Source organism: Consotaella salsifontis (genome assembly GCF_900167365.1).
In the GTDB taxonomy this organism is placed as follows: Bacteria; Pseudomonadota; Alphaproteobacteria; order Rhizobiales; family Rhizobiaceae; genus Consotaella; species Consotaella salsifontis.
In genome coordinates this window covers 12,082-31,187 of record NZ_FUXL01000025.1, presented here as the reverse complement: position 1 = coordinate 31,187, position 19,106 = coordinate 12,082, and the positions used below count along the sequence as shown (strand labels likewise).

Below are 19,106 nucleotides of genomic sequence, written 5' to 3'. Positions count from 1 at the left end.
GCGCCGTTGAGCACAAGGACTCCGACAAGCGGGAGGGCTGGCGCCGGCGCGGGGCCGAGTTCTTTCAGCGGCGCAACCGCAGGAAGGAAAACGGCGCCGGCGACACTGCTTCGAGAGCTGACGGCGACACTGGCGGCGCTGCGCCGCTCGGCGGCGGCTCAGAGGCGAGCTGAGGCACGGCGCGCGCGCATGGACACGCGGGATTGGGCCAAGGCGCGCCGCGATCGAACGCGCCACCTCATCGAGCTGGGCGGCCTCGTCCAGAAGGCCGGCCTGGTCGAGCTGACCGGCGACGATCGCGCGACGCTGCTCGGCGCCTTCCTCGACCTCGCCGGTTTGCTGAAGCGCGGCGGAACCGAACACCTCTCGGCCGACGAGGTCATTGCCCATTGGCGGCGGCAAGGACGCGCCGCCTTCGACGCCGACGAGGCGATGCCGGCAGCGGCAGCCGAGGCCGGCAAGCGCTGACGCTCACGCGTCGGAAATGAGTGGAATCCAAGATGACCGTCAGGGACAAACTCCCCAACCTCGTCACCGCCATCATCTACGGCTTCGCGGCGATGGGCGCCGTCCGCTACCTGACCCTCCTGCCCGTCCTCGACGGCTTCAGGACCGACGCCGGCGCGGCGATCCTGGCCGTCCCGCTGATGGGTCTCGGCGCCGCCCTCGGCTGGGTCTTTCCGCTCTTCCCCAATGCCGGCCAAAGCACCCTGTTCGGGTCCGCTCGCTGGGCCTCGAAGAAGGAGGCTGACGCTCTCACCCGGAACAACGGCGGTCTGCTCGTCGGCCGCCAGCAGGGCGGCTCCAAGCCGATCCGCTATGACGGGATCTCGCACCTCATCACCCTCGCCCCGACGCGGACGGGCAAAGGCGTCGGCACCGTCATCCCGAACCTTCTTGACGCCGATCGCTCGGTCCTCTGCATCGATCCCAAGGGCGAGAACGCCCGCATCACCATGCGCGCCAGGTCCCGCTTCGGCCCTGTCCATCTGCTCGACCCGTTCGACGCCACCGGCCTCCCCTCGGCCGCCTATAATCCGATGGACACGCTCGATCCGGCCAGCCCCGACGTCGCCGAGGATGCCGCCACCCTCGCCGAGGCGCTGGTGCTCGATCCGCCCGGCCAGGTCGCCGAAGCGCATTGGAACGAGGAGGCCAAGGCCCTCCTCGCCGGCATCATCCTGTTCGTCGCCTGCGAGGAGGAGCCCAGCCGGCGCACCCTCGCCACGGTGCGCGAGCACATCACCGCGGCACCGGACGCCTTTGCCGCCCTCCTCCGGCGGATGCAGGACAGCCCCGCCGCCGGCCAGCTCGTCGCCCGTGCTGCCAATCGTCACCTCGGCAAGTCCGACCGCGAGGCCGCCGGCGTCCTCTCCTCCGCGCAGCGTCATACCCACTTCCTCGACAGCCCGCGCATGGCGGCCGTCATGGGCCGCTCGGATGTCCGCTTCGCCGATCTGAAGGAGGGAACCGCGACAGTGTTTCTCGTCCTGCCGCCCGATCGCCTCGACGCCTACTCGCGATGGCTGCGCCTTCTCGTCAGCCAAGCCGTCACCGACATGGCGCGTTCAAGGACGCGACCGGCAAAGCCCGTGCTGTTCCTGCTCGATGAGTTCGCCGCCCTCGGCCATCTCGCCCCTGTCGAGCGCGCTATGGGCCTCATGGCCGGATACGGCCTCCAGCTCTGGCCGATCCTCCAGGACCTGCATCAGCTCCGTGCCACCTACGGGCGACGAGCCGGCACCTTCTTCTCCAATGCCGGCGTCATCCAGACCTTCGGCGTCAACGACTACGAGACCGCCGAATGGCTCTCCAAGACCATCGGCCAGGAAACCGTCGAATACGAGACCGAGAGCGTCAACCGCTCCACCGGCTCGCGCAGCATCGGCCGATCGCAGCACTTCCACGGCCGCAACCTCCTCAACCCCGACGAGATCATGCGCATCCCGCCGGACATGCAAATCCTGCTCATCAAGGACATGCACCCGCTCGCCGCCCGCAAGCTGCGCTACTATGCCGATGGCGAATTCAAAGGGATGTTCGATCCGGCATGAGACGGTCCCAGCGCTGACGCGCTGGGGCTTTGTCACTGGCAGCCCTCCGGCTTCACTACGGCGCAGTTTGGAAGCGCGTTCGCCTTCGGGCCGGACGCGGCTTCGGCCGCGTGGCACGGCGCCAGCTCCCGGCCGGCCCGCTCTCTCACATTGACCCGATGACGATCACTTGCCCCGAGCCTGGGCTTTCTGAGTGTTGCGCTGATGAGGTTTGCAACAGGAAGGAAGCTTTCATGCCGTCAGGAAAGAAATTCGTCGGTCTCGACGTTCACCAGGACACGATTGCCATCGCAGTCGCGGAGGAAGGCCGTGAGAAAGAGGTTCGCTTCTTTGGTACCATCGCCAACACGGCGGAATCATTGCGCACAGCATTGGCCCAGATTGGCAAAGGCGGATCGGAGTTGAGGGTTTGCTATGAATCCGGCCCCTGCGGGTTCGTCATCTACCGATACCTCGCGAAAATCGGCATCGAGTGCATGGTGATCTCGCCATCCTCGATGCCGCGTCGGCCGAACGATCGGGTGAAGACTGATCGGAGAGACGCCCAGACGCTGGCTCGCCTGCTGCGCGCCGGCGAGCTGGTCGCGGTGTGGGTTCCGGACGAAGCCCATGAGGCGATCCGCGACGTGGTGCGCGCCCACCGCCAGGCCAAGCAGGACCTCGCCGCCGCGAAAACTACCCTGAAAAGCTTCCTGCTGCGCCACGATCGCCGTTTCCCCGGCAAGGCGATCTGGGGCGGCCTGCATTGGCGCTGGCTGGCCGAACAGGTCTTCCCCTTCCCGCACCAGCAATTCGTCTTCGAGGAATACAAGCGCCGCATCCATGAACTCGAAGGCCGCTGCAAGCGGCTGGAACAGGTGCTCGCTGAAGCTCTTGAAGACTGGCCGCTCGCCCCGATCGTCATGGCCCTCCAGGCCCTGCGCGGCATCAAGCTCATCGCGGCCGCCACGCTCGTTGCCGAAATCGGCGACCTGCACCGCTTCGACAGCCCCAAGCAGCTCATGGCGTGGATCGGCCTCGTTCCCGCCGAATATTCCAGCGGCAAGCGGATCAAGCGCGGCGAGATCACCCGCGCTGGCAATGCCGCCGCTCGCTCCATGCTGATCGAATCCGCATGGCACTATCGCTTCCCTGCCCGCGAGGGCCGGGCGCTGCGCGAGCGCAACGGCAGCATACCCGACAACATCCGCGCCATTGCATGGAAGGCGCAGGTTCGCCTTTGCGGCAAATATCGACGGCTGGCGAGTGCGGGAAAGCAGACGGTCAAGGTCGTCACGGCCGTCGCCCGCGAGCTGGTCGGCTTCATCTGGGACATTGCCCGCAATACGCCCCTCGCAGCCATGGAGCCGCGACGGTAGCGCGCGTAGGGCGGAGCTGGTCGGGGTTGCGCAGCCCGGAGCGCGCGGGCGGCAGAGCAGGAGGGAAATAAGAACGTGACAAACTGAACCTGGCTGGCGTGCTGCGCGCCCTGATTGACGCGGACAATCCTCGATACGGCCCTGGGGCAGATTTATTCGATGCCCGCCACTTTGACGGAGGAAGGTCCACGACGGAAAAGGGTCGTGCGGTAGCCAATCCGCGTATAGGTGCTTGATCAATCGTCGTCAGACAACAGGCGCGCAGCACGCCAGTCAGGTTCTACAAGAACAGCTTGCCCCGGCGATCGCCGCGGGTAATTATAGCCATGCGCACATCCAGTCGTGATCGTCATAGGAGGAGACATGCTTGCAGGCAATCATGTTTCCCTACCCTATCCGGCTAAGCCCGTTTATCGGCGTTTCGGTCGGCAGGGACCATCTCTCCAAGGTGCCGGGCCGTGATTTTCTCATAGGTCCCCTCATCCATGATCCCGAGGCGGCGCTGCGCGCCCGCCATTTCCGAAATTTCACGGGCAAGGCGGCTAGGCTTCGTCGTCATGCTCAAGCAACCGCAAGTGTCAAATGACCGACTGGATCGGCGGCCGGCTTCACGGTGATCTCAATGTCGTAACCAAGGCGATTCAGGCAGTCCATGAGCTTGCGTTCAGACAGGTTGGTGAAATCGCCACGCATCATCCCCGACACCTTCGGCTGCGGGATGCCCATGCGTTTCGCTGCCTCTTGCTGGTTCAACCCAAGAGCACGCATCGCCTTCCTGATCTCGACTACCAAGCCGGCCTTGATCTTGAGCTTTTCAGCATCGGGCAACCCAAGATCGGCAAAGATGTTGCCTGAGCTGCGGTGAACCTCGATACCTTCAACGATCCTTTTTTTCATTTCGCATCTCCTGCGCCAACGCTTCGGCCACCTTGAGCCGAGTGCGGATAATGTCCATGTCTGCCTTGGGCGTGGCGATTCCGCTTTTGCTCTTCTTTTGGAAGCAATGCAGGACGAAGACCGCTTCCGCAAATCTCACCGTGTAGACGGCCCGATATGTGCCGCCGGCATCGTTCTCGACGACCTCCAGCACACCGGCCCCGCCAAAGCCCTTGAGCACCTTTGCCGTATCGGCCTGGTCGCCTGCCTGGGCCAGCGACAACGCAAAACCGAAAAACCTGCGCACGACTGGCGGCAGCGCCATCAAGTCCTTGTAGCTGCTCGCAATCCATTCGAGCGGGCGCTCGCCTTGGTTCATGCTCATCTTATACCTGAACAGGTATAGATTGCAACCTGATTATCGTTTTGGGAATCATGCTTACATGAAAGCATGGTTTCTCCTACTCGCCGCCCTCTCGAACGACCGGGAAATTGTATTTGGCGAAAAGCAGGTTCAACGCCTCGGCCACAAGCCGTTCCTGCGGAATCCGTTTGCCCTGCGGATCGCGCGTTCGGAAGCTGAGTTCTTCCAGCGTCTCCCAATAGACCGGCGGCAGGTAGTGCGTCTTGGCCGTCTTGTTCGCCCGCGAAGGCGCAACATAGCTTCCGGCGGGCTGAGGGCTACGGGCGCGGCGCTTCGGCTCGGCCGGCGTCTCGGGAGCTGCCGGCGTGGGAGCCGGCTGTTCTCCGGCCTTGATGGCGGTCGCCAGGAGGGAGGGCTTGCGGCTCATGCTTTCATCCTTTCATGATTACCTGCAACCATGCTTGCCTGCTCTGAAAGGAAGGTGAACAGGCCGGCGACTTCCTGGGCGGCACGTCCCTGCGGTTCCAGTTCTTGCGGCGTCTGCCCCAAGGCCGGTGCGTCCTCGTAGGCTTTCAGGCGTGAAAGGTGGATGGGGGCGACCGGCACGTTGAACCGCTCCGTGATTGCGGCGGCATCATCGCCCGCCCTGCCCCCGGCGTTTGGATGCACGAGATTCAGCACCACGAAGGCCGGCGGATTGCCCGCCATGTCGAGAAGCCGCTTTAGCGGCTCCAAGGTGTCGATCGCGAATATTTGCGCCTGCGTCGGGATCAACACCATGTCGGCATGCTTGGCCGCTTCGGTCGAGGCGCTGTCCATCTTGCCGGGCGTGTCGATGAACACCCAATCCATGCCAAGGCCGCGATAGGCGTCGAGCGAGCGCCGGATAGCCCCCGGCTGGATCGAGGCGACGTCCGGACCATCGCCTTCTCGCCTGTCAAACCAGTTGACGGCGTTCGTCTGCGGGTCGAGGTCGAGCAGAGCCGATTTCTTCCCGGCCAGGTGCGCCGCGACCGCAAGCGCCGTCGCGATCGTCGTCTTGCCGGTCCCGCCCTTCTGAGTGCAGAAAGCGACTGTAATCATGCTTGCATCCTTTCATGCAAAGAAGCCTACACGCTTGCCTGCAAACATGAAAGCATGTCTGCATTGATGCGAGGTTAAGGCTCCGAATCCTCGTCGGCTGCCATGGGCTCGTCACACTCGCCGCAAACCAGGCGCACCCCCGGTTTCGCCCAGGCGTGCAGCTCGCAGCTCGGGCAGGTGTAGCGGGTCTTGCTGGCCGACTTCGCCTTGCGCTTCTTCCGCGCCTCGGCGTCGTCCCAAAGCTCGACATAGAGGGCCGAGAAGTCAGGTTGCGCGGCCAGCTCGGAGAAGGCGCAGACGTAGGGACCGCCCTCGATGATGTAATGGCTGCACGACTGGCCGGTCTCCTTGCCGCCCGGCTGGCCGGTATCAGAGGGGTGCAGGCCGATCGCGTGCATCTTCGCCGCCCATTCCTTGTTGTGGTAGCCCGCGCGCGACGGCTTGCCGAAATGATGCTGCCAAAGGTGCGCCATCTCATGGGCGAGGGTGGAAAGGCTCTGCTCGTCGGTGCGGCTTTTGAAATGCGACGGGTTTAGCGCAATCTCGTCGGTGATCTCCGTGCCGTCCTTTGATCCGAACCGGCCGCCGGCGAAATAGCCATAGGCTTTGTTCTTGCGCTGCAAGGTCACGAGGCAGGGCGGCAACTCGCCACCGAACAGCCGATCGTTGAAGAAATCGAATGCCCGATTCAGCGCGGCATAGGTTCTCGCGGTCGGATTGGCGGGGGACATGACGGCCTTTTGTGTATCGTACGAAACAAAAATCGCATATTTCATGCTGTCATGCAAGCATAATTGCATGCTTTCATGTTGAGCGCCGCCCTTGCCGCCCGCTCCCTCTCGAAAGCCATAGGACGATGGCCGCAGGCGCACGCGTTGCGGTTTTGTTGTGAGGGTTCCGCTTCCCGGCCCGCACTTAACGCGGGCCGGAACCGCCGCAGGGCCGCGAAGCGGGCCGGTGCGCGGCGTCCGAATCTATCTTTCTGGCATAGATAAAGAATGAGATGGGGATTCAGTCTGCTTGGCGGACTCACGCTTTTTCACTGATTTTCCAAGGGCGGCGAGAGCCCGCCCAAGGGGTGTGTCGCCCAGCTCGAACAAAGCCAGCTCGTCGGGCGGTAGAGCATCCTTGTGGGCTTGCAGCTCGGCCGCGCGAACCTCCTGGGCGTGATCGTGATCGTCCGGCGGGGGAGGGGCCTCGCCCATGCGCCCGAGGAGCCGCAGCGCGCGCGGCGGCAGCGACAAGCGATAGGCATTGCTGGTCTGCTGCACCTGCGGGCCTCGCCCCTCGTTCCCGGTCGGCATGTAGCGCCTGAGCCAGTCGAGGAAGCCATGCATGCGCAGGTTCTTCAGCGCCCGCACCACGGCGTCACGCGACCGCTTCAGGTAGCGCATCAGCGTGTCGATCGACGGCTCCAGCCGCCCCGTCCGGAAGTCGACCAGGTTGCCCAGCAGCTCCACCAGCTCGATCGCCACGGCGCCGAGTGGCCCGTTGCGCTCTCCCGGCCGACGCGCGGCCAGCTCGTAACGCCGCGCGGCCAGGAGGATCTTGCGCACTTCCCGGCGATCGGTCCGCCGCCAGAACACACCCTCGCATCGCCCCGCGGCACGGCTTTGCCGTCGAACGGGCGTGCGCGCCCGTCCGGTCGGCGCTCCTGCGAACGCCGCCCCAATTCTTTCAAACATCGTCTTTCGTCCTCCGTCCTGGAGGGCATCTGTGGACGGCGGACAAAGCTTCCCCGTTCCCGGCAAGACTCTTCTTGCCGGGCGGATCGCGCTCGACTATGTTGGGAGCCTGGTTCTAGGAGCTGCCCAACAAAGCCGGTTCCATCATCCGAAAGGCGCTCGATCGCGGCAAACGATCGGGCGCTTTTCGCTTATGCCCTCTGCTGCTGCTCGATATAGAACCTCAAAGCTTCCTCGATGATCGGCGCGCGCGCTGACGCGCCCCGCTGCTCCTTGATCCGGTCGATCGCTGCGACCAGTTCACTCGGAACATAGATGTTGAGCAAGGCGCGTCCGGCCGCGAGCTGCCGCTCTCTGTGAGCGATAACTCTCTTTCGGGTGCTCTCCGGGTCCGCGCGTCGACTCATGTGTTAAATGTAACGCTGAGTTTTCTGATTCTGCAATCCCCTCAATCAAAACCGCTGAAATCGTGGGGTCTGGCCACTGCTGCCCGTCCTGCCGGCTTCGCGAACCGGCGCGACTCAGGGCACTGGCCGACAGGCAAGGCACAATGCTTACTTGCAATCATGTAAGCATCGGCCCCGGCCGCCCCCTGTATCTCATCGGATCAGCCGGCGGAACCCCGACCCTCCGAGGCTCACTGCGAGATATGCACAACTCAGGAATTCTGCATCAAACCCACCTTCCTGAGATCATTTCGCTTTTTTGATGCGGATATCTGATGCACAATAGCTGGCATGATCTACGGCTATGCGCGCGTCTCCACTAGCGGCCAGGACCTCGCCAACCAGCTCGCCCAGCTCAAGGCCGCCGGCTGCGAGATGGTGTTCCGTGAGAAGATCAGCGGCTTCACGATCGAGCGGCCGCAGCTCAAGCGCGCGATCGGCAAGCTTGAACCTGGCGACGTGCTTATGGTCGCCGCCGTCGACCGCTTGGCGCGCGACACGCGCGACCTCCTCAACATCCTGCATGAGGTGAGAGAAGCCGGCGCCGGCTTCCGTTCGCTCGCCGAGCCGATCGTGGACACCACGTCCGAGCTGGCCGACATCGTGATTGCCGTGCTCGGGATCGCCGCGAAATGGGAGCGCGGCCGCATCCGCGAGCGCACCGCCGCCGGGCGCGCCAGGGCCAGGGAACAGGGGGTGAAGTTCGGCCGCAAGCCCAAGCTCACGCCGCACCAGCAGCGCGAGGCGTTGGAACGCATCCTCGCCGGCGAGCCGCAGCGCGCCGTGGCCCGCTCCTACAATGTCAGCCAGAGCACCATTTCAAGGCTCACCCCATGATCGCAGCCTTCTCGGCCTATCTCGAAGCCTGCGACCCAGAGCGCAACCGCTGGCGCTCCTACCACGTCGAGGCGGGCCGGGATCTCCTCGGCGATTGGCTGGTCGAGGTGACGTTCGGCCGGATCGGCGCGCGCGGCCGCACTGTGCGCTATGTCACCGACGACGAGCTGGCGGCGCGTCGTCTCGTTCGGACTTGCCTTCGCCGGCGTGCTTCGGCGCCGAAGCGGATCGGGATCGGCTACAGGACGTGCGAGCTGGTCGACCCCGCCGGCTGGCTCCAACGAGCATCGCGAAAGTCTCTATCGTCCACGGCAAATGACGGTTGCGGAAGTCTCATCTGACTTAGGATTGCTGTGACATCCTGTAGTTTTCGCAGGCTTTGACGCCGCAGGCAGTCTCCCTCAGCAGTTCGCCGACGAGCACAAGCAGATCATCCAGGCGCGGATCACTCAAGCGATAGTGAACGAAGCGGCCGCGCTGCTCACCAACCACAAGACCGCATTCGCTGAGACACCGCAGATGGTTCGACGCGTTCGACTGCGACAGGCCGGTCGTCGCGACGATCTCGCCCACGGATAAGGGTCCTGCGCGCAAGGCGTCCAGGATCGACAGCCGCGATGCATCCGCCAGCCCCCGAAACAGCTTCGCCCGCAAGGCGAGGGTCGGGACATCAACCCGCTCGATCAGTTCAGCATCGCTCGACATATCAGCCACGAATGATATATAGCTCTTCACGATTAGGGAAGATGGCCATGAGCGTAGCAGCTTCAACGAGTGAAGCCGAGACGACGCACTGCCGCGTCACCGGAATGGATTGCCCCTCCTGCGCGGCGAAGATCGAAAAGGCCGTGCGCTCGGTTGGAGTCGAGGACGTGAAGGTCTCGACCGCCACGCAGATCATGACGCTGCACGTCGATGATCCCGATACCCGTCTTCCGCAGGTCGAACGGGCTGTGACGGGCATCGGCTACCAGCTCAATCGGCTGGATCGCCCGGCAGCGGAGGCAGGCGACGATGATGACGACTTGCCGAGGGATCTCAGCCATATCACCCCGGCCTACAAGCGGGCGCTTTGGACCACCGGCCTCGTGCCGACGCCTTGGCGCGATCGCTGGAGATGTGAATATGCATGAAACGCGTACCGGCCACTTCGTCGAGAACCAACCGCTCCGAGGCGCCAAGTCGTCACCGCTGGTCGCCGGATTCTTTGATGAACGGACATCGAGTGTCCAGTATGTGGTCACCGATCCGGCAACGAAACGCTGCGCGCTGATCGATCCGGTGCTCGATTTCGACGAGAAATCCGGCGCGACCTCTACCCGCTCCGCGGAAGCGCTGCTCGACTATGTCCGGCAGAACGGCTGCACGGTTGAGTGGATCCTCGACACTCATCCTCATGCCGATCACCTGTCCGCCGTCCAATACCTGCAACGGATGATCGGTGCGCCCACTGCGATCGGCGAGAAGGTGATCGAGGTTCAGAAGCTCTGGAAAGAGATCTACAACCTGCCCGATTCCTTTCCCATCGACGGCTCGCAGTGGGACAGGCTCTTCGCCGACGGAGAGCACTTCCGGATCGGCGATCTGGATGTCGAGGTTCTCCATTCGCCAGGTCATACCCTGGCTTCTATCACCTATGTCGTGGGAGATGCCGCTTTCGTGCACGACACCCTGTTCATGCCGGACTTCGGCACGGCGCGCTGCGACTTTCCCGGCGGCGATGCGCGTGATCTGTGGCGCTCGATCCAACGAATCCTCGCATTGCCTGCAAAGACACGCCTGTTTACCGGCCACGACTACAGACCGGGAGGCCGGGAGCCGGCCTGGGAGAGCACCGTTGCGGAGCAGAGGGTGAGTAATATCCATCTGCAGGAGGCACTATGCGAGAACGCGTTCGTCTCCTTCCGGGACGAACGGGATGCTCAACTGCCCCTTCCAAAGCTGATGCTCCATGCGCTGCAGGTCAACATCGCCGGGGGTTGGCTCCCGGATCCGGAAGCGAACGGGCGTCGATATCTGAAGCTCCCGCTTGACGCCCTGACTGAGGCGGCGTGGCGGTAGCTCCCGCCCGCTCCCTTGCCATCCGCTCCAGCGATAGCTCCCCTTGACCCTCGACAGTCAGTGGAATAACTGAACACCTGTTAAAACGTTCATGGATGCAGCATGCCCGACATCAAGCTGACCGAAGACCAGGCCGTTGAACTTGCCGAGATCTTTCGCCTTATGGGCGACGGCAACAGGCTGCGCATTGCCGTGGCCTGCCTCGGCGATGCACTCTGCGTGAGTGACATCGCCCAGCGCGTCGACCTCTCCCCATCGCTCGTCAGCCATCATCTCCGTCTTCTGCGCGCGGCCCGCTTCGTCAAGGCCGAGCGACGCGGCAAGCAGGTCTTCTACGGCGTGGTCGACGAGCACGTGGAGTGCGTCATCCGGGATATGGTTGGCCACGTGGCCGAGCAACGCGGCGGTGCCGAGGAGGAAGACGATGAACGTTAATGTTCCAACGGCCGCTGGTGCAGCGCCTGATCGAGAAGACATGCCCATGCGCGCCAAGGTGGCCGGGCTGGACTGCCAGAACGAGGTGCGTCAGCTCAAGGCAGCCGTCGGGCACTTGGTCGGCGGTGAGGACCGGCTCAGCTTCGATACAGCCAACGGCGTAATGACGGTCGTATCCAAGGAAGCCTCCGCGGACGCGATCGAAAGAGCGGTGGCTCAGACCGGCATGCGGGTTCTATCGTGGCTTTCGGGCCCGGAGCCAAGGCCCCGGCGCTTCCACGTCGAGGGACTCGACTGCCGAAACGAGGCCAGGGCACTGACGGCGGCTCTCTCGCAACTCGTCGGCGGCGAGAGCAATCTCTCCTTCGACACCCGAAAAGGCCTCATGGTGATCGGCTCACAAGCGAACGCCTCTCTCGCGGATATCGAGCAGGCGGTAGCGAGCACCGGCATGCGGGCCCGGCTCCTCGCGGATGAGGTCGCGGACGAGGAGCCGCTGAGCTTCGAAATCGAAGGGCTGGACTGCCAGAACGAGGTGCGCCAGCTCAAGGCAGCCGTCGGGCCCCTGGTCGGCGGTGAGGACAAGCTCTCCTTCGATGACAAACGCGGCCTGATGACCGTTGCCTCCGGATCAGCCTCGGTCGCGCTGATCGCGCAGGCAATTGCAGGAACGGGAATGCGTGCCCGCCTGCGTTCCCAGGGCGATACCACTTTTGCAACCGGAGGCCCGTTGCGCTTCAAGATTCATGGTCTCGACTGTCAGAATGAGGTTCGGCAGCTAAAGGCCGCCGTCGGACCTATTGTCGGCGGCGAAGACAAGCTTTCTTTCGATACCAAGCGCGGCCTGATGGAGGTCGCGCCTCAGGCGCTCGCCTCGGCCGCTGCCATTACGGAAACCGTATGGCGCACAGGCATGGCGGCTGAGCCGTGGACGGATGGAGCGGAATCTATGGCGTCCGCTCCGGTCCAGGCGCCGTCCTGCTCTGCGTGCGGGGCTGAGGCTCTGACCGCTCCCGTCCCGGCTGTCGAGCCGGGGCACGCGGTCTTCAAGATCCATGGCATGGATTGCGGCGATGAGGTTGCCGTGCTCAAGCGCGAGGTCGGCCCAATTGTAAGCGGCGACGACAAGCTGGCCTTCGATCTGATCAATGGCCGGATGTCGATTGCCGGCAACCCGGATTCAACCGTTCTTGCGCAGGTCGAAAAAGCGGTTGCCCGGACCGGCATGCGCGCCGAGCCTTGGACCGAAGGCTCGACCGAAGGCAGCGCAGCAGAAGAGCGGCGCCGGCGCACCCAGTCACTTCTCACCGCCGCAAGCGGCATCCTCGCTGCTTTGGGCTTTGCCTATCACGCTTGGGCAGCCGGCAGCCTCGTCGCGGCCGTCAGCGAAACGCCGGACCCAACGGCAGCGGGAGTGCCGGCGCCGGCGGTCATCGCGTATGTGTTCTCAATCCTGTGCGCTGTTCGCTATGTTGCGCCCAAGGCCCTACTGGCAGCCCGTCGCCTTCGCCCCGACATGAACCTCCTGATGGTCGTGGCGGTCGCGGGCGCCGTTATCATAGGCCAATGGTTTGAGGCCGCGACCGTCTCGTTCCTGTTCGCCGTCTCTCTGGCGCTGGAAGCCTGGAGCCTGGGACGGGCCCGTCGCGCGGTTGCTGCGCTCATGGAACTCGCCCCCACGACAGCTTTGGTGCGGTTTCCGGACGCGACCGAGCGCGAAGTGCAGGCATCCGAGGTGGCGATCGGGGCTCATGTGATCGTCCGTCCGGGCGACAAGATCCCGCTCGACGGCCGCGTCATCTCCGGTGAAAGCGAAGTCAATCAGGCACCGATCACGGGCGAAAGCGTGCCCGTTGCGGTGTCGCCCGACTCAGAGGTCTTCGCCGGGACCATCAACGGCGAAGGTGCGCTCGCGATCGAGACGACCAAGGCCGCTGGGGACACGACGCTTGCTCGGATCATCCGCATGGTCGGCTCGGCCCAGAGCCGGCGCGCGCCGACCGAGCAGTGGGTCGAGCGCTTTGCACGTATCTATACGCCGGCGGTCATGGCCATGGCACTGATTGTGTTCCTGGTGCCGCCGCTTCTGTTCGGTGGTCTTTGGGAGGTGTGGTTCTATCGCGCACTGGTCCTGCTCGTGATCGCCTGCCCCTGCGCGCTCGTAATCTCGACACCGGTAAGCATCGTCGCCGCGCTCGCCGGCGCGGCGAAGCAGGGTGTTCTGGTGAAGGGCGGCGTTCATCTCGAGACGCCGGCGCATCTGACTGCCATCGCCATGGACAAGACCGGCACCCTCACGGAGGGCCGACCCCGGGTGGTGGAGCTTGTGCCGCTGGGCGGGCGCAGCGAAGACGATCTCCTCGGTCTGGCGGCGGCGCTGGAAGCCCGCAGCGAGCATCCGCTCGCCCGGGCGATCCTGGAGAAGGCGGCGGAGCGCAGTGTCGCCGTTCGAGCGGCAGACGCGGTGCAGGCAATCCGAGGCCGCGGCGTCATCGGTCGGGTGCAAGGTCGGGAAGCCTGGCTCGGATCGCGGCGCTTGCTCGAGGAACGGGGCGCAACCCTTTCCGAGGCTGGCATCCTGGACAAGGCCGATGGATTGGCCGGTGCGGGGCGCACGGTCGTTGCGGTTGGCGATGGCGATTCGGTATGGGGCCTGATCGCGACGGCCGACGCCGTCAGGCCGCAGGCTCGCCGTCTTGTCGCGGATCTCCACGCCGCTGGGATCCGCCGGGTCGTGATGCTCACCGGCGACAACCGCGCTACGGCTGAGGCGATCGCCCGTGAGACAGGCGTGGACGAGGTCCACGCCGAGCTCCTTCCCGAGCACAAGGTCGAGGCCGTCGAGAAGCTGGCCGAGGACCATAAGGCCATTGCCATGATCGGCGACGGCGTCAATGACGCGCCGGCGATGGCTCGCGCCAATCTGGGCATCGCGATGGGTGCGATCGGCAGCGATGCCGCAATCGAGACGGCCGACATCGCGCTCATGCAGGACGACCTGTCACGGCTACCATGGCTCATTCGCCATTCCCGCGCCACGCTTGGGATCATCCGGCAGAACATCGGCTTCTCGCTCGGCGTGAAGCTGCTGTTCACCGTCCTGACGGTGATCGGTCTCGCCTCACTCTGGGGTGCCATCGCGGCCGATGTCGGAGCCTCGCTGCTCGTGGTCCTCAACGGGTTGCGGCTGCTGGGCCGTGACCAGCACGCAAACGCCTGAACACGGGATCGGAAGCATGAGCGTCTGGATCTGGATGGCGGTTCTGCTAGCGGCGGTTTACGCGGCGCACTGGGAGTCGAAGCACCTCGCGAAGCCCTTCAAGAAAGTGCGCCGGCAGTGGGGCATCTCGGCCGCAGCGAACGGCTCGTTAATCGGCATCGCGACCGCCGCCTCTTATCGGCGCCTATGCAGCTTACGTGCTGATCGTCCTCTTCGGGGTTCTGGGGGTGCTGTAGACCATCAACTCGCCAGTGTGCGGCTGATGATCGGCTCGAAAGGTTGGCTTCTGGCCCCGCCACGCGAAAGGACAACCAAAAGGAGACAGGTATGACATTGCGACTTGGCGACATCGCACCGGATTTCGAGCAGGACTCGACCGAAGGCCGGATCCGCTTCCACGAATGGGCCGGCGACAATTGGGTCGTGCTCTTCTCGCACCCGAAGAACTTCACCCCTGTCTGCACCACCGAACTCGGCGCGGTGGCTAAGCTGAAGCCCGAATTCGATCGGCGCAACGTGAAGGTGATCGGGCTGTCGGTGGATCCGGTCTCCGAACACGGCCGCTGGGCTGCCGACATCGAGGAGACGCAAGGGGCGGCGCTGAACTTCCCGCTCATCGCCGACCCCGACCGCACGGTGTCGGACCTCTACGGCATGATCCATCCGAACGCGAGCGACACGCTGACTGTGCGCTCGGTGTTCGTCATCGACCCGCAGAAGAAGGTGCGGCTGATCCTTACCTATCCGGCCGCCACGGGCCGCAACTTCGACGAGATCCTCCGGGCCGTCGACTCCCTACAGCTGACCGACGGCTACAGCGTTGCGACCCCGGCCGACTGGGAGCAGGGTGAGGATGTGATCATCGCGCCATCGCTGTCCGACGAGCAGGCCCGCGAGAGGTTCCCGCAAGGCTGGAAGACGCTGAAGCCCTATCTCAGAGTCACGCCGCAGCCGAACCGATGAAAGATCAGGCCGGAGCTGGACTGGCGCCCCTCGCGCCAGTTCAGCTCCGGCAACGAGGACCCAAGGATGCAGCTAACGGAAGGTTCGGAGCCAACTCGAACAGGGGTGACATCTACAACCCGACGCTACGTTCCAGCAGCCGGCCTGCGGGCGCTGACCCGGCTCTACGATCCGGCTCTCGCCTTGCTTTATCGGGAGCAGACTTGGAAGCACCGTCTGGTCGAACAGGTCGCGCCCCTCGTTGGGCAACGGATCCTGGATCTTGGCTGTGGCACCGGAACGCTGATGCTGATGCTCCAGCAGGCGTGCCCCAAGGCCGGAATCGTTGGCCTCGACCCCGACCCACAAGTACTGGCGCTCGCAAGAGAGAAGTCAGAGACTGCAGGCATCACAATGACGTTCGTTCAAGGTTTTGCCGATGCTCCGCCGGAGAGCGAAATCCTCCAATCCGGAAGCTTCGACGCAATCGTCTCAAGCCTGGTCTTCCACCATTTAAGCCCGGCTCAGAAGACAGCGGCTTTCGTCGAGGCGCACCGACTGCTTCGGCACGGCGGTGCGATGCACGTGGCGGATTGGGGCTCGCCTCAGAACCGGCTGATGCGCCTCCTGTTCTACCCGGTGCAGGTCCTGGACGGGTTTGGCAACACTGCCGACAACATCCAGGGTCGCCTACCCTTGCTCATGCGGAATGCCGGGTTCCGGGACACCGCCGAGACATTCCGGTTTTCAACCGTGTCCGGCACGCTCGCATTTGTTCGTGGGCAAAAGCCTACCCAATGAGCGCTGGAGGATTGATTGCCGTGAGAAGATCGAACGGCAGCGGCGACTTGGACAATTTGGCGGTGACAATGACCACTACGAGATCGAACGGGAGCTCATTGTGAGGAACGCTCAGGGGTTTAAACCCTCGACGATCGGTGTTCTGGCGTGAGCGCCCGGGGACCGGAAGCAGACCGATGAGCGCGCCGAGCGCAACAAAGGACGTCGGAAAACAGCGCAATAAGCCGCGACGCTTGGTCCTCTTCATGCCGCTTGCGGCATTCATGGCGCTGACGGCTGTCTTTGTTTGGGGTCTCGGCCGCGATCCCAACCAGATCCCCTCGCAGCTCATCGGAAAGCCTGTTCCGGAGTTCACTCTGCCGCCCGTCCAGGGACGGATGCTCGGGCTGTCGAGCGCGGACCTGAAAGGCGAGGTGTCGCTCGTAAACGTCTTTGCATCCTGGTGCGTCGCCTGCCGAGACGAGCACCCGCTGCTGATGAGATTGAAGGAGAACGGCATCGTGCCGGTTCACGGCATCAACTACAAGGATCGTCCCCAGGATGCCGCACGCTGGCTCGGCGCCCTTGGCGATCCCTACACTCGTACCGGCGCCGATATCGACGGCCGGGTCGCGATCGACTGGGGCGTCTACGGCGTGCCGGAAACCTTCGTCGTCGATAGTGACGGCACGATCGTCTACAAGCAGATCGGCCCGATCACCAAGGCGGCGTTGAAGGAAACGATCCTCCCGCTCGTGGCGCGGCTGCAAGCGGAGTGAGCCGGATGCGCATGACACGGGGCCGCCTGTGGCTCGTCCTCCTCATCATCTGCCTCGGTCTGGCGGGCGCCGGCGCGGGAACGCTTCTACTCAATGCGGAGACCTCCGGCGCAGCGGGCGCAATCGCGGACCTCACCTTTGAGGATTCCGAAGGCAATTCCGTCAGCTTGGCGGACTTCCGTGGCAAGGCCGTTTTGCTGAACGTCTGGGCCACGTGGTGTCCGCCGTGCCGCGAGGAGATGCCCTCGCTCGACCGGCTACAGGCCGAACTAGGCGGGCCGGATTTCGAGGTTGTGCCCCTGTCGATCGACCGCAACGGTCTCGATGCCGTTCGCCCCTTCTTCGCCGAGATCGGCATTGAGAACCTGGACATCTATCTCGACCAGCCTGCCGCTAGCATGAAGGCCCTCAATGTTCTCGGCCTCCCCACGACCCTGCTTATCGACAGCAGCGGCCGCGAGTTGCAGCGCTGGGCCGGGCCGAAGGAGTGGGACAGCCCGGAGGTGATCGCGGAGATCCGCGGCTATCTCGATCCCACTGACACGTCTTCGCGCTCGGGAACGGCATCACAATGAAGGACCCGAAGCTAAATCCCCGCGTTCGCACTCATTGTGCCAAGTTGGGCAACCGAAGTTAACCTCATGTCCAAACGAACTATAGGCTCTGCTGTTTCGCTTGCGCTTTCGGTGCTGGCTGTCGGCCTGTCCGGAGCAGCACTCCTTTTTGCAACCGGAACCCTGGATGCCGAGAGGCCTGTCTCTGCCGACTTCGCGTCGCAGGCCCGGAGCTACCTGCTCGAGAACCCCGAAGTGCTAGTCGAATCCTTCCGTCTTCTCGAGGAGCGCCAACAGGCCGCCGAGACGAACGAGCTGCAGGTCGTCATCGCCGAACGGCGTGACGAAATCTTTCATGATCCGGCTGCGCCCGTCGGCGGCAATCCACAGGGCGCGGTCACGCTGGTCGAGTTCTTCGACTACAACTGCCCCTACTGCCGCAAGGCGATCCCCGTTCTGGCCGAGGCCGAAGAGGCCAACGACGAACTGCGGGTCGTCTACAAGGAGTTCCCGATCCTCGGGCCCGGTTCGGAGTTCGCGGCGCGGGCGGCACTCGCCTCCCAGAAGCAGGGCAGATACGAGCCGTTCCACGAGGCCATGATGGCCTATTCGGGATCGATCGACGAGAGCTCCACGCTGGAGATCGCGGCCCAGGTCGGCCTCGATGTCGAGCAACTCAAGCAGGACATGCAGGACCCGCAGATCGAGGAGGCGATCGGCCGCAACCTCGCGCTGGCGCAAGCTCTGCGGATCACCGGCACGCCGACCTTCATCGTTGGCGACGAAATCGTGCGTGGTCTCGTCGACGCCGCAACCCTGCAAGAGATCATCGCCGACGCGACAACGCCGGGCGAGCGCTGAGGGATGCTCGAGATCTCCAATATCGGCGTCCTGACGGCGCTTGCGGCGGGCGCCATATCGTTCCTCTCGCCATGCGTGCTGCCGCTAGTGCCGGGCTACATCTCGTATATCGCTGGCAATTCGGCAGGCAGCGGCGAACTGTCCCGCTCGCGTGGCGGCCGCCTCTCCACGCTGTTGCTGAGTGCGCTCTTCGTGCTCGGCTTCTCCACCATCTTTATCGCCCTTGGCGCGAGCGCCACTGCCGCCAGCCGTCTTCTCCTAGCCTATCGCTACGAGACGAACATCGTCGGTGGCGCGATCATCATCCTGTTCGGCGTCTTCATGACCGGACTGGTGCGGCTGCCTTGGCTGGAGCGGGACGTGCGCTTTCATGGCGAGGTACGCGGCGGCCGGCCTCTCGGGGCCTATCTGCTGGGGCTGGCCTTCGGGTTCGGCTGGACCCCCTGCATCGGCCCGATCCTCGGCGCGATCCTGACCGTGAGCGCTTTGTCCGCGACGGCCTCGGACGGCATCGCCCTTCTCAGCATCTACTCGGTCGGGCTCGGTCTGCCTTTTCTAGCGGCGGCGCTATTCACAGACGGGCTGGCGAAACGCTTGAAGTCGATGCGGCGCGCCGGGCGGCTGCTCCAGATCGGAGCGGGTGGGATCATGATCGCCATGGGCCTCGCCATGATCACCGGCAAGATGTCGATGTTCGCCTTCTGGCTACTTCAGCGCTTCCCCATTTTTGGGAGTATTGGGTGAGAACCGCGACGCACCACGACGGAGGGA

Annotated in this window: 23 protein-coding genes; 15 read left to right on the top strand and 8 right to left on the bottom strand. The window is 64.1% G+C overall.

Annotation, left to right across the window (positions count from 1 at the left end):
- Positions 1-189 precede the first annotated feature (189 nt).
- The 3 genes from B5D38_RS21175 to B5D38_RS21165 all read left to right on the top strand — a co-directional run bounded on the left by B5D38_RS21175 (position 190) and on the right by B5D38_RS21165 (position 3,412).
- Positions 190-468, top strand: coding sequence for a conjugal transfer protein TraD (locus tag B5D38_RS21175; RefSeq protein ID WP_078710434.1), 279 nt, complete (start codon positions 190-192; stop codon positions 466-468).
- Between the two features lie 92 nt (positions 469-560).
- The gene (locus B5D38_RS21170) at positions 561-2,054 is read left to right on the top strand and encodes a type IV secretory system conjugative DNA transfer family protein (protein ID WP_370642469.1); all 1,494 of its coding nucleotides are present in this window, start codon (positions 561-563) and stop codon (positions 2,052-2,054) included.
- A 233-nt stretch (positions 2,055-2,287) separates the two neighbouring features.
- Complete coding sequence (locus B5D38_RS21165; RefSeq protein WP_078710432.1) at positions 2,288-3,412, top strand: IS110 family RNA-guided transposase; 1,125 nt, start codon at positions 2,288-2,290, stop codon at positions 3,410-3,412.
- A gap of 561 nt (positions 3,413-3,973) precedes the next feature.
- On the opposite strand, the gene B5D38_RS21155 is transcribed toward B5D38_RS21165, so the two are convergent.
- The 7 genes from B5D38_RS21155 to B5D38_RS22650 all read right to left on the bottom strand — a co-directional run bounded on the left by B5D38_RS21155 (position 3,974) and on the right by B5D38_RS22650 (position 7,746).
- Positions 3,974-4,309 carry a helix-turn-helix domain-containing protein gene (locus tag B5D38_RS21155; RefSeq protein ID WP_078710431.1) on the bottom strand — a complete coding sequence of 112 codons (336 nt, stop codon included), beginning with the start codon at positions 4,307-4,309 and terminating at the stop codon, positions 3,974-3,976.
- Complete coding sequence (locus B5D38_RS21150; RefSeq protein ID WP_078710430.1) at positions 4,290-4,667, bottom strand: type II toxin-antitoxin system RelE/ParE family toxin; 378 nt, start codon at positions 4,665-4,667, stop codon at positions 4,290-4,292. Before B5D38_RS21150 ends, B5D38_RS21155 begins: the two co-directional genes overlap by 20 nt.
- Positions 4,668-4,749: 82 nt before the next feature.
- The gene (locus B5D38_RS21145) at positions 4,750-5,079 is read right to left on the bottom strand and encodes a chromosome partitioning protein ParB (protein WP_207553012.1); all 330 of its coding nucleotides are present in this window, start codon (positions 5,077-5,079) and stop codon (positions 4,750-4,752) included.
- Positions 5,076-5,735, bottom strand: coding sequence for a nucleotide-binding protein (locus B5D38_RS21140; RefSeq protein WP_078710429.1), 660 nt, complete (start codon positions 5,733-5,735; stop codon positions 5,076-5,078). Before B5D38_RS21140 ends, B5D38_RS21145 begins: the two co-directional genes overlap by 4 nt.
- Positions 5,736-5,809: 74 nt before the next feature.
- The gene (locus B5D38_RS21135; RefSeq protein ID WP_234630868.1) at positions 5,810-6,607 is read right to left on the bottom strand and encodes a SprT-like domain-containing protein; all 798 of its coding nucleotides are present in this window, start codon (positions 6,605-6,607) and stop codon (positions 5,810-5,812) included.
- Between the two features lie 102 nt (positions 6,608-6,709).
- Positions 6,710-7,291, bottom strand: coding sequence for a helix-turn-helix domain-containing protein (locus B5D38_RS21130; protein ID WP_342587371.1), 582 nt, complete (start codon positions 7,289-7,291; stop codon positions 6,710-6,712).
- Positions 7,292-7,611: 320 nt separating this feature from the next.
- The gene (locus B5D38_RS22650) at positions 7,612-7,746 is read right to left on the bottom strand and encodes a ribbon-helix-helix domain-containing protein (RefSeq protein ID WP_234630867.1); all 135 of its coding nucleotides are present in this window, start codon (positions 7,744-7,746) and stop codon (positions 7,612-7,614) included.
- Positions 7,747-8,157: 411 nt separating this feature from the next.
- Here B5D38_RS22650 and B5D38_RS21120 point away from each other — a divergent pair, with 411 nt between their 5' ends.
- Together B5D38_RS21120 and B5D38_RS21935 are read left to right on the top strand one after the other, a co-directional pair.
- Positions 8,158-8,703, top strand: coding sequence for a recombinase family protein (locus B5D38_RS21120; RefSeq protein ID WP_078710426.1), 546 nt, complete (start codon positions 8,158-8,160; stop codon positions 8,701-8,703).
- Complete coding sequence (locus tag B5D38_RS21935) at positions 8,700-9,044, top strand: WGR domain-containing protein (protein WP_116002892.1); 345 nt, start codon at positions 8,700-8,702, stop codon at positions 9,042-9,044. The genes B5D38_RS21120 and B5D38_RS21935 overlap by 4 nt, the downstream gene beginning before the upstream one ends.
- Before the next feature lies 1 nt (position 9,045).
- Here the strand turns inward: B5D38_RS21935 and B5D38_RS21110 are convergent, their stop codons facing one another.
- Positions 9,046-9,408, bottom strand: a complete 363-nt coding sequence (locus B5D38_RS21110; RefSeq protein WP_078710425.1) for an ArsR/SmtB family transcription factor — start codon at positions 9,406-9,408, stop codon at positions 9,046-9,048.
- 47 nt (positions 9,409-9,455) lie between these two features.
- Between B5D38_RS21110 and B5D38_RS21105 the strand changes: the two genes are divergently transcribed.
- The 10 genes from B5D38_RS21105 to B5D38_RS21055 all read left to right on the top strand — a co-directional run bounded on the left by B5D38_RS21105 (position 9,456) and on the right by B5D38_RS21055 (position 19,079).
- Positions 9,456-9,836: a cation transporter gene (locus B5D38_RS21105; RefSeq protein ID WP_234630866.1), complete on the top strand. Its 381-nt coding sequence runs from the start codon at positions 9,456-9,458 to the stop codon at positions 9,834-9,836.
- Positions 9,829-10,764 carry an MBL fold metallo-hydrolase gene (locus B5D38_RS21100; RefSeq protein ID WP_078710424.1) on the top strand — a complete coding sequence of 312 codons (936 nt, stop codon included), beginning with the start codon at positions 9,829-9,831 and terminating at the stop codon, positions 10,762-10,764. Before B5D38_RS21105 ends, B5D38_RS21100 begins: the two co-directional genes overlap by 8 nt.
- 102 nt (positions 10,765-10,866) lie before the next feature.
- Positions 10,867-11,199 carry an ArsR/SmtB family transcription factor gene (locus B5D38_RS21095; protein WP_078710423.1) on the top strand — a complete coding sequence of 111 codons (333 nt, stop codon included), beginning with the start codon at positions 10,867-10,869 and terminating at the stop codon, positions 11,197-11,199.
- Positions 11,200-12,283: 1,084 nt separating this feature from the next.
- The gene (locus B5D38_RS21090) at positions 12,284-14,419 is read left to right on the top strand and encodes a heavy metal translocating P-type ATPase (protein WP_245319445.1); all 2,136 of its coding nucleotides are present in this window, start codon (positions 12,284-12,286) and stop codon (positions 14,417-14,419) included.
- 327 nt (positions 14,420-14,746) lie between these two features.
- Entirely contained in the window at positions 14,747-15,382 is a 636-nt protein-coding gene (locus tag B5D38_RS21080) for a peroxiredoxin (protein ID WP_078710422.1), read from the top strand.
- Between the two features lie 66 nt (positions 15,383-15,448).
- Positions 15,449-16,162, top strand: a complete 714-nt coding sequence (locus B5D38_RS21075) for a class I SAM-dependent methyltransferase (RefSeq protein WP_078710421.1) — start codon at positions 15,449-15,451, stop codon at positions 16,160-16,162.
- Between the two features lie 245 nt (positions 16,163-16,407).
- On the top strand, positions 16,408-16,920 hold the full coding sequence (locus tag B5D38_RS21070) for a DsbE family thiol:disulfide interchange protein (protein WP_342587370.1): 513 nt from the start codon (positions 16,408-16,410) through the stop codon (positions 16,918-16,920).
- A 5-nt stretch (positions 16,921-16,925) separates the two neighbouring features.
- Positions 16,926-17,495, top strand: a complete 570-nt coding sequence (locus B5D38_RS21065) for a TlpA disulfide reductase family protein (protein ID WP_234630873.1) — start codon at positions 16,926-16,928, stop codon at positions 17,493-17,495.
- A 66-nt stretch (positions 17,496-17,561) separates the two neighbouring features.
- The gene (locus B5D38_RS21060; RefSeq protein ID WP_078710419.1) at positions 17,562-18,335 is read left to right on the top strand and encodes a DsbA family protein; all 774 of its coding nucleotides are present in this window, start codon (positions 17,562-17,564) and stop codon (positions 18,333-18,335) included.
- 3 nt (positions 18,336-18,338) lie between these two features.
- The gene (locus B5D38_RS21055; RefSeq protein WP_078710418.1) at positions 18,339-19,079 is read left to right on the top strand and encodes a cytochrome c biogenesis CcdA family protein; all 741 of its coding nucleotides are present in this window, start codon (positions 18,339-18,341) and stop codon (positions 19,077-19,079) included.
- The last annotated feature ends 27 nt before the right edge of the window (positions 19,080-19,106 follow it).